We start from the raw sequence: 12,456 nt of genomic DNA, 5'->3' as shown, positions 1-12,456 counted from the left end.
TCTACAGACAAGCTTCCTTGCAGGCAAAATTAATGCTAAAACGAAATATCAGAGTGATCTTTCCTGTTAAGGTGCTTGATTAATTTATCATAGAGTACCTCCGGGACAAAAGGCTTGGGCACAAAATCATCAAAACCAATGGATTTCAGCTCTTCCTTGATTTCATGCAATGAAGTAGCCGTCAGAGCCAAAATCGGAACTTTTCGTTTTTTCTTATCCGGAAGCGACCTGATCATTTTAGCAACAGAAAAGCCATCCATTACTGGCATTTGCAAATCAAGCAAAACCAAATTAAATGATCCATTTTTGAAAGCTTCAAGCGCTTCTTCTCCATCAGAAGCTATGACCAAATTTCCGGCATGCCATTTCTTAAGGAATTTCTGGATCAGGATCTGATTGACATAATTGTCTTCAGCAACTAATATTGAGGCATCCTTTAGGGATTTTGAGGAGGCGTAGGTTACTCCCTTTTCAGCTTTTTTATCATCCTCCTCAACTTTGAATTTGACTGAAAATTCAAAAATACTTCCACCTGATGGATTCGGTCTAACTGATATTGTTCCACCAAACAATTCTACAAGCCTCTTTACAATAGCAAGTCCCAAACCTGTGCCACCATATTTTCTAGTAGTTGATGAGGAAGCTTGGGTAAACGCCTCAAAAATACTATTGATCTTATCCTCTGGAATTCCGATACCAGAATCCTCAAAAACAAATTTCATAGTAGAATAACCCTCTTCCCTTTTCAGCTCGCTAAGGCTGATTTTCACATAACCCTTATCAGTAAATTTGATAGCATTGGAAACAAGGTTATTGATAATCTGACCTAATCTGACCTGATCCCCCAAAACCAGTTTTGGTGTATTCGGATCAAATTCACAGGAAACTTTCAATGATTTTTCACTGGCCTGGAAGCTATGGGAATGGACGATTCTATTGATTACATTCTTCAGATCAAATGGGAGCAACTCCAATTCAAGCTTACCCGAATCGATTTTGTTATAATCTAAAATATCATTAATCAGAGCCATGAGATTCTCTGCCGAAAACTGCAAAGTTTTCAGGTTTTCCAATTGATCCGGCCTAGGATTTTCCTCCACCAATAAATGAGAAAGACCAATAACCGCATTCATCGGTGTTCGGATCTCATGACTCATCACAGATAGGAATTGAGATTTGATCAAAGACGCTTGTTCTGCATTTTCTTTTGCCTTCAGCAATTCCCGCTGTGCCTCTTTCAGTTTAGAAATATCCCTAGCTATTCCGGTGTAGTATTTTGCTTTACCAGAATTATCATGGATTAGCTTTCCATTGGAATTAAACACTTTATATTCCCCATTCTTATGCATTAGTCTAAATTCCAAGAATTGGTTTTGCGCAAGGAAATCAGAGGTAGTTTCCAGTATTTTCTGGAACTCGCCCATATCATCTGGATTCAAAAATTCAAAGATGCTCCTACCGATTACATCTTCTGCATGATACCCTAAAAATTGATGCACATTTGGAGAAACATATTGTAAAATGAATGTCTCCGTTAGTGAGAATATGATTTCAGTAGATTCCTCTACCAAAGTTCTGTATTTGGCTTCTGATTGAAGCAAGTCAAGTTTGGCCTGATGTTCATCTGTGATATCACGAATGATACTTAGCACAAACTCTACCTGATCCTGAATGACAATAGGCCTGAATGTTCTGGAGTAATATCTCCCATTGATCTCAAATTCAGAATCAATAATCTCCCTTTCGTAATAAACCCGATCAAGCAAAAGAGTAACTTCTTCGTACGGTGTTAGATGAACTTCCCACAAAAACTTCCCTTCGAAGTCCTCTCGTTTCATACCCCAATTTTCAAAATTGGTTCCTTCTGCTACGATATACTTTCGCTCTTTGTCCAGTAAAAAGATGTTAGTCCCGGGAATATTTGAAGCCAGAATTCTATACTGTCGATCCCGTTCTTCATTGATCACTTCCAGGTTTTTCCTGTCATTGATATCCTGCATTAATCCTTCATGAAGGATAATTTTGCCGGTTTCATCTTTTACATCTTGGGTTTGATCTTCTATCCACACATAAGTCCCATCTGATTTTCTCATGCGATAGGATCCAGAGAAGGAATGAACACCCTGCGAAGTCTTAATCAACTTTGACTTCTCACGGATCATTCTGGCATCTTCAGGATATAATAAATCCAAAAATGATTTCTTGGACTCCATCAGTTCTTTTGAATTATATCCAAATCGGCTGATGTTTTCAGAAATATAAACTATTTGAAAATCCTCGTTTGGATTCACCCGGAAAAGTACCGCCGGGCTATTTTCGACAATCATTTTAGCCCTATTGGCTAATTGTTCAGAGGCATATTTTTCCTTTAAATTCCTCAGCACAAAAGAGTAGCCGATCTTCTCATTTTTATCAGAATGAATCGCCTGAACGGAAACATCAAATGGCTCTGCCTGATTGCCACAGATTTTGATGAAAATCTCTTTTTCCCATAAAGCTCCAATTTCCTGATGTCGGATAATTTCCTCAAGGGAACTTTCCAGATTTTCAAATTCAAAAAACTTATAAATACTTCCCTGAAATTCTTCCTTTTCATCAATCTTACAAAGCTTCATTGCAGCCTCGTTCACATAGATAAAATTCAAATCTAAGTCAGTCACTGCAATAGGATCAGATACTTGGGCAAGAATCTGGGATTGTAGCAATAAGTATTCTTCAGAGGCTCGTTTATGGGTGATATCCGTACAGAAGCCAAAGACCTCCAGACTCTTATTGAAAAAATGAGTTCTGGCATCAATTTCATAGCTGATTATCGCTTTCTTTTTATCTGGAGAAAGCATTGTGAATTCTCCAGAGGTAGATTTCTGAGTAGCGATAGTGGTTTTCAGATTCTGTATAAACTCTGCCCTGAATGGCTTATCTATACTATAAATCATAGTAGAAAACTTGGCATATGTGGGACTGGAACCTAAGCCAAACATATGTGCCAGACCACCCGAAAAATGAAAACGTCCTCTGTGCTGGCTATATCTCCAAGAACCTGACTTAGCTAAAAGCTCTGTAGTAGCCAGAAGATTCTCATTTCGTTCAATCTTCCTGAGCAGCTGATTGCCTTGGTAAGAACCAGACAAAACATCACCTAACTGTCTTAAAACCTGAAACTGACTTTCTTCTTGCTTTAAATCCTCTTGTTTTATACCCAACAAAACAACTCCTTTCAGTCGCTGGGAAGAAATCATGGGAATAAACAAAATCGAGAGGTCTTCAGACCATCGAAGCAATTTTACTTTTTCATAATTATCGGATTCAAATTTTTCAGAAATCGCCGTTTCTAAACTTTCCGATTTTGGAACATCACCTTTTTCGAATGATTCAGATTTCCATTCATTTAAAGCTTCAAACTTTCCAGTTTCGGAGCTTCTAATCAAGATCTTTGACCAACTCGCATTCAAAAAACCACTTACATAAGACAATGCCTCTCCCAAGTTTTTCTTCAGCTCTTTGGGGTTTTCATTAATAAGATGAGACGAAATTTTATTGATTAAATTCTCAAGCTCATAGCGTCTTTGTAGCGATAGATCTGTTTCCTTATATTCTGTAACATCTCTGGCACTGAATATTATACCTTTGATATGCTGGTGATTGAGTAGATTTTTGGCGTAGCACTCGATGTATAATTTGGTGCCATTTTCCTTCATGATCCAAAAATCAATATTGACTTCTTGATCTGTTTGCAGGACCTCCTCAAAACTACCTTTTACAACTTTTATGATTCCCGCCTGAATAAAATCCTTGAAATTCTTACCTACGATATCCTCTACTTTATACCCAAGCTTTTGACCCACAGATGGACCGATGAATTTATAATTTCCATCCTTGTCTAAGACAGTAATCAAATCATGGGTATTATTCAGAATACTCTCTAAATACCTTAGGTTATAATTTGCTTGCTCTAAGGTATTACCCGGCTGATCAGCCTGCATGTATTCTGCATAGAACTTGGATCTAACACCTTTAAGGATTAAAAATCTATCGGAGTAGCTTGATGGCAAAGGCACAAAACTCCACTCAAAAAGGTGGAATTCTGAAGCATGGGTTTTTAATGATTTGTAAAAAGATATTTGTTTGAGCTCTTCACCTTTAAAATATCTCTCCATGTTTTCCTGCACAGAGGGATTATCAATAAAAAGCTTCCAATCATCTTCCAAAAGCTCAAAATTCGACCTGAAGTGCTTATTAAAAAAAAGTATTTCCTCAGAATCAATCAAAAAAAGCGGTTCGCTCATTTGATCGAAGAAATCAGAAATATCGAATTGTTGAAACTTTGTCATAGCTGGGAATCCACTTTTATGACTCCAATGTTTTACACTAAAGTTATAAAATGACAGCTAATATGGCCAAAAGTAACTTTAATAACCAAGTCTTATTTCCGACTCATCAAAATAAAATTTAATCGATAGTTCTAAAGTTGGTGACCCAAAAAAAGAAAATCAAAACCATCATTCTATGAAATCCGTGATATCTTGGAAATTAATTTATTCAAAATTCAAAAACCACTTTATGATTATTTCAACTACACCCAGCCTAGACGGTTACCGCATTGACAGTTATTTAGGAGTTGTTTCCGGAGAAACCATTATTGGAGCTAATGTCTTTAAAGACTTTTTCGCCAGTATCACAGATATTGTTGGAGGAAGGTCCTCTGCATATGAGCAAGTTTTGAGAGAGGCAAAAGCGACAGCCATGACAGAAATGGAAATGCAGGCAAGAACTTTTGGAGCGACTGCAGTAGTAGGAATTGACCTAGACTATGAGACGATTCGAGACGGAATGTTAATGGTAACGGTAAGCGGAACCGCAGTAAAAATTTCGAAAATATAAAATGAAAGTCCTGAGAAATCAGGACTTTTTTAGTTGAGTGAATACCTTTTGGCTTGTTGCTTTTTTAATAATTTGCTCCCCTACTATAACGACTGGACCACTTTTACAAAAATCCATGCATTTGGTTCGAATGATTTTACAAGAACCTTTAAGCTCTCCAGTCTTTGTTTCTCTTTGAATTTCTTTTCTAAGCTCTTTGGAACCGCATTTTTTACAATCCGATCCACCACAGATAAATATAAGTTTCCGATTAGAATTCATTTAACCTCCTGAAATTGCCTGCATCATCAAACCACAAAGATAGGCACCATAAGTTCCCGCAGCATAACCCAAGACCGCTAAAAGCACACCTACTGGAGCCAATGATGGATCAAATGCAGATGCTACAATTGGAGCAGATGCTGCTCCGCCTACATTTGCCTGAGACCCCACAGCCACATAGAAGAAAGGGGCTTTGATCAAATATGCTACCACAAGCATAATGAGTATATGAAAAAACATCCATAGAATACCTATCAAGAATAGAATTGGGGATTCAAAAATTGCCAATAAATCCATCTGCATCCCAATGGATGCGACTAACACATATAATAAAACGCTACCCATTCGAGATGCTCCAGCTCCTTCTAGATTCCTTGCTTTGGTAAATGATAGCAATAAGCCAGCAGTGGTAGCAATAACAACTATCCAGAAAAAGGCTGAATCCAATGAATATTGGCTCAAATTGGGATAATTCTCACCAATCCAAGGTGCAATACCATCTGCCATCCAGTGCGCCAATCCTGTAACCCCAAATCCAACCCCGAGGATAATCATCGTATCAGAAAGGCTGGGAATTCTCATGATTCCTTCCCTAAACTTTTCAATTTTATCTCTTAGAGCATAGATAGCCGAACTGTCTGCTTTAAATTTATTATCTATGATTTCGGGTTTTGCAGCCCAATAAAGCAATACAGCCATCCATAAACTGGCGATCAAAACATCCACAGCAATCATCTGGCTAAACAAGGAAGTGCTTGCTCCGAATACTTGAAGCATGGCAGTTTGATTTGCTCCACCACCAATCCAAGATCCCGCAATAGTAGCTAATCCTCTCCAAACCTCATCTGGCCCACTTCCACCCAATAATTCTGGTTGGATAAAACCGACTGTGGCCAAAGCCAAAGGACCTCCCAACATGATCCCAATTGTACCTGCCAAAAACATCGTCAATGCCTTTGGCCCTAATTTCAAAATGCTTTTTAGATCTATACTTATAGTAAAAAGAACCAAAGAAGCAGGTAGTAAGTACCGGCTTGCGACTTGATAAATTCCAGAAGTTTCACCAGAAATCAACCCAAAAGAATTGAACAATGCGGGAATAAAATAGCAAAGCAGAACGGTCGGAACCACTTTGTAAAATTTCTTCCAAAAGGAATTTGAACTTGCCGAGGTGGCAAAAACAAAAGCCAAAATGGCCATCAAAATCCCGAAAACTACGGCATCATTGGTAAAAAGAGGGCTGTGTTCTTCCATGGCTCGAAATACGTTGTGAATTGCTATAATACCAATAAAAAGTCCAGAAAATGTAATCTGGATTATTTTCCGTTCTCCATAATCTGAAGAAACTCTCCCAAAATCATTGCGGTGGCACCCCAGACTACTTCTTGCTCAATTTCGAAATAAGGTGTATCCAATCGAAAATTTTCACCCAGCTCTAAGAACTTTCGCTTCTTAAATTCCGGTCTACTCAAATGACTGATAGTGGTCAGGATAATTCTATCGACTTCATTTTCTTCTGGAATAAAATCAGGTTTTGAATGGGCCAGACCAATCACAGGAGTTACCAAAAAATTACTTGGAGTAATAAACAAATCCGTCATTTGCCCAAGAATTTCGACCTCATCTGGATTCACACCTACCTCTTCAGAAGCTTCTCTAAGGGCAGTGAAAATTAAATCCGGATCACTCGGTTCCATTTTCCCGCCAGGTAAAGCTATCTGTCCACTATGGACTCCATCATATTCCGGTCTTTTAATCAAGGGAAAAAATGCCTGTCCTTGTTCATCTGGATAAAGCATCAGAAGTACTGCCCCTTTCCGGTGGTTTTTTGGTCGCTCTAGACTAAACCTCCTCATATCAAATGGAGTCGGAGACATCGCAAGATGTGCATCAACTCCTGGTAAAGGCTTTTGAAGCCCATTTTTTAAAATAGTAATTGCATTATGAAACTCCATTCATACTCAAATCTACTTTTTTGATCTTTTCATTGATGTAAGACTCAGGCTGGTAGGTACTTGAAGTGGAGGAGTGTTGGAATTTATGAACTAGATGATTTCCCAAATCAATAATCCATGCCATGGGTCTGTATCCTACCTCCTCCTGAAAATATCCAAAGACCACAAAGGTTTCATTATTCAACCAGAGCCCTTCTTCAAACATACCTGAAGGCCCCATAAAAAGAAGTCTTTCCCTCATTCCATCTTCCCTATACCAGATTACTTCTGAGTCGGGATTGAAAAAAGGAGATGCCACAGCATCTTGAGCTTCTATTTTGTAGCTGTAAATATCCATCGTGCCATTGCCTTCCGGATGCTTTATTTGATATGGGAACAAAGGATCATCAGGAAGAATCGGATTAGTTTCTGGCATTTCCATTGGATCAATGGAATCGGTTTGTATCAAAGTAAAATCCACTCCTTCAAAAGGTCCAAGTTCCCCTGCCCAATGAGATTTCCAATCAGATTTCTGACCTAAGCCCATTTCCAAAAAGCTTTTGATTCTTCTGGCTTCTTCCTCAGAAGCATTGATAGTTCCCTCCTGATTTTCTGAGGAAGTATCTGAACTTTCGCAGGAGATAAATGCCAAGGCAAGTGCGAAAATCAAACAAATGTAAATGCTGGAAGAATGGTTTGCTCTCATGGAAATCTATTAGCAAAAGATGAAACTAATCTAGCGGCAATAAAAAACAAAAAAGGCCTGGATAAAATCCTGGCCTTTTCCTGCTCTCAAACCTATTAAACCTATTGTAGATATTCAATTCATGAATACTTGCGAAAAGTAGAAAATGTTTTTATTTCCTCCAAACAATCGATTGCGAAAGATTTTCAAAATTTTATTTCCCTACCTTTTTTTTATGTTAATCCCCTAAAAATCAGGATAAATAATCTCTAAAAAATCTTAAAAAATTTTATCCGTATTACCTTGTGACCTGAAACAGTAGGAATTTATTCTCAAGAATGGACAAAACCATTGATTTTCAGGTTGCAGAAAAAATTTTGGATGGATTTAAAACTTACATCTATTCTTTTAATGCTTATACCCGCCTGACACCAAAATATTTTAGTGAGAGAAATTGGAAAGCAATCCAATTGAATCATAAACAAAGGCTTCGTTTGTACAAAGACCTTTTATTCCCTTTGGCAAAATCCTGTAAGGAATTACTCTCAGAAAAATCTACAGATCGAGTCCTTTGGAAAAAGATTAAAGAAAATTACGCCAGTCTTATTTCTGATTTAGCTGAATTAGAGATTGCCGAAACTTTTTTCAACTCTGTAATCCGAAAAACATTTGAAGGTATCGCAATCGATGAGGAGTTGATGTTTGTGATGGAAGGACATGAGTTTTGCAGTATCCGTGAAAATTCGGATTTGATCAGAACCTACCCTACCGGACTCGGGCTTGATAAGATCATCCGTCAGATTCTGGATGATTATGATTTTGGAGCTCCTTTCATGGATAAGGAAAAGGATATTGAATTTCTTATTGAGGGAGTTCGGAAAGTTATTTTAACCCGTTATAGTGTTGCCTCAGAAACCAGAACACAGATTCTAAAGTCTGTCTTCTATCGAAACAAAGCCGCTTACTTAATTGGAAGAACTTTTTTGGGTCACAAATGGATGCCTTTTATTATTCCAGTTATGCATGGAAAAGAAGGCGTTTTTGTAGACACCCTCATTTTTGATCCAAATTTGATGAGCCACATGTTCAGCTTTACCAGGTCTTATTTTATGGTAGAGGCGGAAGTTCCTTCTGAAGTAGTCGCTTTTTTGAGTTCGGTCATCCCACATAAAAAAATCCATGAGCTTTATAATGCCATTGGATTTAACAAACATGGAAAGACTCTCTTTTACAGAGATTTTCTGCACCATCTCGAAAAAAGTAAAGATCAATTTGTCGTGGCACCTGGGATCAAAGGAATGGTGATGACAGTATTTACTTTGCCTTCTTTGAATATCGTTTTCAAACTGATCAAAGATCACTTTGAGCCCCCTAAAAATATGACCCGGCAAGAAGTCCGTGAAAAATACAAATTGGTTTCCCTCCATGATCGGGTGGGGCGAATGGCTGATACCCATGAGTTTGAGCATTTTAAAATTCCAAAAGAGAGAGTCAGTCCTGAACTGATTCAAGAACTCAGAAACACCACAAACTCGCTTTTAAAATTCACCGATACTCATCTGATTTTAAAACATTTATATACAGAAAGAAAAATGGAACCTTTAAACCTCTACTTGGGACATTGCAGTACCGAGGAAGGTAAAAAGGTAGTGGAAGATTATGGCAGGGCTATTTTGCAGTTAGCTCAGGCAAATATTTTCCCTGGAGATATGATGACCAAAAATTTTGGCTTAACAAGGCAGAAAAGGGTGATTTTCTATGATTACGATGAAATTGAATTTCTGACAGACATGAACTTTCGAATCAAGCCAAAAGCGGAAACTTACGAACAGATTTATGCTTCAGAACCCTGGTACTCCATTGCTAAAAACGATGTTTTTCCAGAGGATTTTAAAAGATGGATGATTGGAAGATCTGATTTGAAAGAACATTTCCTTTCTTATAATGAAAACCTATTTTCTCCGGAATATTGGCAGGAAGTCCAGCGAAGAATTCAGGATGGTGAATTGATTCATGCTTTTCCCTATCCAGAAGAAATTCGCTTCCGTCCTGATCAAAATATCTAAGCAATGCGTTGATTTACTTCCTAGTACCCAAACTTAAAGCTATTTTTGCAGTTGGCTGTTTCAGTCAAATCACCCACCAATATGAGTACAGAAATAGCAGCAACCGTTAAACCAGTGGCCATCAAATCCAGGAAAATCATATTAAAAACTCCGCAAGACGATGATCGACCTGTTTACATTTCCGGTAATTTCAATAACTGGAAGACTCAGGACCCTCATTTTTTGATGCATAAGCTGGGAAAGGGTCAGTATGAATTTTCATTTCCCGCCTCCAAAGAATTTCAGGGAGAGCTAGTCTATAAATTCACAAAAGGCGATTGGTCTGAGGTAGAAATTGATCGCTATGGAAACAGAACCCCCAATCGAACCTGGGACGATGAAAAGGAAAGTAAAATTGAAAAAGTAGCTAAATGGAGAAAAAACTGGCTACCCTACCGACCTAGCCAACTTCCAAAAATTCATTTGATTTCTGAGGAATTCGAAATTCCCCAATTGAATAAGACAAGGAAAATCTGGGCATTGCTTCCGCATGATTATGATTTAAGTGAGGAAACCTATCCAGTTCTTTACCTGCAAGATGCCCAAAATCTCTTTAATGAAGAAGCTGAGTTTGGGAATTGGCAAATCGATAAAAAGCTGGCAGTCATGTCAGATTATGGAATCGGTAAAATCATCATCATCGCAGTGGAGCATGGAGAATCCGAAAGGCTTCAAGAGTATAATGTGGGCAAAACCTTACTTGGCAAGGGAAATGGAAAACAATATATCAGGTTCTTAACTGATACCTTAAAGCCCTTTGTAGACAAAACATTTCGCACCAAACCCGAAAGGGAGTTTACCGGTGTCGGAGGAAGTTCGATGGGTGGATTGGTCAGTATTTTTTCTGGCTTGATCTACCCGGAAGTTTTCGGAAAGCTGATGGTCTTCTCTCCTTCCCTATGGGTGATTCCAAAAATCAAGCTGGGTTTCCTTGATTTTTTTGATCCGATGGAAACAAGACTTTATCTCTATGCAGGTGGGGATGAAAGCGAAACCATGGTTGAGCATGTGAAAAAATTTAGAAAAAGACTCATTAAAAGAGAGAGTCTTCAGGGAAAAATGAAAGTTCGCCTGAGCATCAACGAGGAAGGCAAACACAACGAAAAATATTGGAGCGATGAGTTCCCAAAGGCCATAGAATGGCTTTTTTACAGCGATAAAGAAGATTAATATGAATTTTAGCATCCATACAAAAAGTACCGATCTCAAAGCTCTGACCGTATTTCCGGTTTTAGAAGAAAACGCTGAAGAAGCAATTTTGAAAAGGTTTGGGACTTCTATGAAATCCTCACTCTTCTCAGGAAAAATGGATAGTTCATATGCATCAGAAATTATTGGGAACTTGGTGCTATTTGTTGGCTTAGGAACCAATCCAAAAGCTTTTGAGATTGAAAAATCCTTTAGAAGAATCCTTTCCAAAAACAGTTCTTTAATAGAAAGTGAAATCACCCTGGATTTTTCAGGAATTTCTGATCCAACAATTGTTCTATCCGCTTTAACTGGTTTCCAATTGGGTGCTTATTCTATTGGCCATTTCAAGAAAGAAAAGCCAAAGGATTTTGCTGAGTTACAGGTTTTCATTTTGTCTGAAATAGATGGCATTGAGGCTATTCTTTCAAAGTCTCAGAAAATCGCAAGTGCTAAAGCCGAAGCGTTCAAATTAGTCGATCTCCCACCAAATATTTTGACACCAGATTACTTGGTAGAATGGTCCACAAAACAAGCTGATAAACTAGGTTTGAGAGCAACATTTTTTGATGAAAAAGCAGCCGAAAAAGAAAATCTAAAGGCTTTTTTAGCGGTAGGAAGAGGAAGTGCGAAACCTTCTCAATTTATCATTCTAGAGTATAGACATCCGAAAGCTACCAAACACATCGGTTTGGTTGGTAAAGGAGTCACTTTTGATACCGGTGGCTTGAATATTAAAACTGCCGGGATGGTTCATATGAAATCCGATATGGGTGGTGCAGCGGCAGTTTTGGGAGCAACTCAACTAATTGCTGATCTGGGCTTGGAGATCAATTTGACTACCATCGTGCCAGCAGTAGAAAATGCGGTGGACAAAGACGCTTATTTACCTAGCGAGGTAATTGGATCGCATTCCGGACTCAGTATAGAGGTAATTGACACAGATGCTGAGGGCAGATTGATTTTGGCAGATGGGTTATCCTACATGGTCAAAAACTTCAAGCCGGATCATTTAATCGACTTTGCGACCTTGACGGGAAGCAGTGTAGGTACTTTCGGATACGAATGCGGAGCACTCTTTTCTAATGATGATGAATTGTCCTCGGCTCTTCAGAAAGCAGGTATGGCCACTGGCGAAAAAGTCTGGCCCCTTCCAATCTGGGAGGCTTATAAAAGTGAAATGGATAGCGAAATAGCAGATATTAAAAACTACCATGGGAAGCCATTTGCTGGAGCCATAACTGCCGCAAAATTCCTGGAAGCATTTATCCATGATCATAAATCCTGGGCTCACTTGGACATTGCAGGGGTTGCCTATGGTGATTCAGAATTTTCCAAAACCAAAACCGGGACAGCATTTGGTGTTGGTTTATTGCTTAAATTCATCGAAAATCTTAGCTAA

9 protein-coding genes are annotated in these 12,456 nt (G+C 38.4%); 4 read left to right on the top strand and 5 right to left on the bottom strand.

Annotated features, from left to right (window positions below):
• Positions 1–35: 35 nt before the first annotated feature.
• On the bottom strand, positions 36–4,331 hold the full coding sequence (locus tag J0A69_RS11005; RefSeq protein WP_206586602.1) for a PAS domain S-box protein: 4,296 nt from the start codon (positions 4,329–4,331) through the stop codon (positions 36–38).
• Positions 4,332–4,560: 229 nt separating this feature from the next.
• Between J0A69_RS11005 and J0A69_RS11000 the strand changes: the two genes are divergently transcribed.
• Complete coding sequence (locus J0A69_RS11000; RefSeq protein ID WP_206586939.1) at positions 4,561–4,881, top strand: YbjQ family protein; 321 nt, start codon at positions 4,561–4,563, stop codon at positions 4,879–4,881.
• Between the two features lie 18 nt (positions 4,882–4,899).
• Here the strand turns inward: J0A69_RS11000 and J0A69_RS10995 are convergent, their stop codons facing one another.
• From J0A69_RS10995 to J0A69_RS10980, 4 genes are all read right to left on the bottom strand, one after another.
• Positions 4,900–5,142, bottom strand: a complete 243-nt coding sequence (locus J0A69_RS10995; RefSeq protein ID WP_206586601.1) for a (2Fe-2S) ferredoxin domain-containing protein — start codon at positions 5,140–5,142, stop codon at positions 4,900–4,902.
• Complete coding sequence (locus J0A69_RS10990) at positions 5,143–6,396, bottom strand: DUF819 family protein (RefSeq protein WP_206586600.1); 1,254 nt, start codon at positions 6,394–6,396, stop codon at positions 5,143–5,145.
• Positions 6,397–6,458: 62 nt separating this feature from the next.
• Positions 6,459–7,097 (bottom strand): NUDIX hydrolase, encoded by a 639-nt coding sequence (locus tag J0A69_RS10985; RefSeq protein ID WP_206586599.1) that lies wholly within the window; start codon positions 7,095–7,097, stop codon positions 6,459–6,461.
• Positions 7,084–7,782, bottom strand: a complete 699-nt coding sequence (locus J0A69_RS10980) for a hypothetical protein (protein ID WP_206586598.1) — start codon at positions 7,780–7,782, stop codon at positions 7,084–7,086. The genes J0A69_RS10985 and J0A69_RS10980 overlap by 14 nt, the downstream gene beginning before the upstream one ends.
• Before the next feature lie 317 nt (positions 7,783–8,099).
• Between J0A69_RS10980 and aceK the strand changes: the two genes are divergently transcribed.
• The 3 genes from aceK to J0A69_RS10965 all read left to right on the top strand — a co-directional run bounded on the left by aceK (position 8,100) and on the right by J0A69_RS10965 (position 12,456).
• A complete protein-coding gene (aceK, locus tag J0A69_RS10975) occupies positions 8,100–9,827 on the top strand; it encodes a bifunctional isocitrate dehydrogenase kinase/phosphatase (protein WP_206586597.1) in 1,728 nt (575 codons plus the stop codon).
• Between the two features lie 81 nt (positions 9,828–9,908).
• Positions 9,909–11,036 (top strand): alpha/beta hydrolase, encoded by a 1,128-nt coding sequence (locus tag J0A69_RS10970; protein WP_206586596.1) that lies wholly within the window; start codon positions 9,909–9,911, stop codon positions 11,034–11,036.
• A 1-nt stretch (position 11,037) separates the two neighbouring features.
• Positions 11,038–12,456: a leucyl aminopeptidase family protein gene (locus J0A69_RS10965; protein WP_206586595.1), complete on the top strand. Its 1,419-nt coding sequence runs from the start codon at positions 11,038–11,040 to the stop codon at positions 12,454–12,456.

It is taken from the genome of Algoriphagus pacificus (genome assembly GCF_017254845.1).
In the GTDB taxonomy this organism is placed as follows: domain Bacteria; phylum Bacteroidota; class Bacteroidia; order Cytophagales; family Cyclobacteriaceae; genus Algoriphagus; species Algoriphagus pacificus.
Note: the sequence above shows the minus strand (reverse complement) of the source record. Positions and strands in the feature narration are given on the sequence as shown.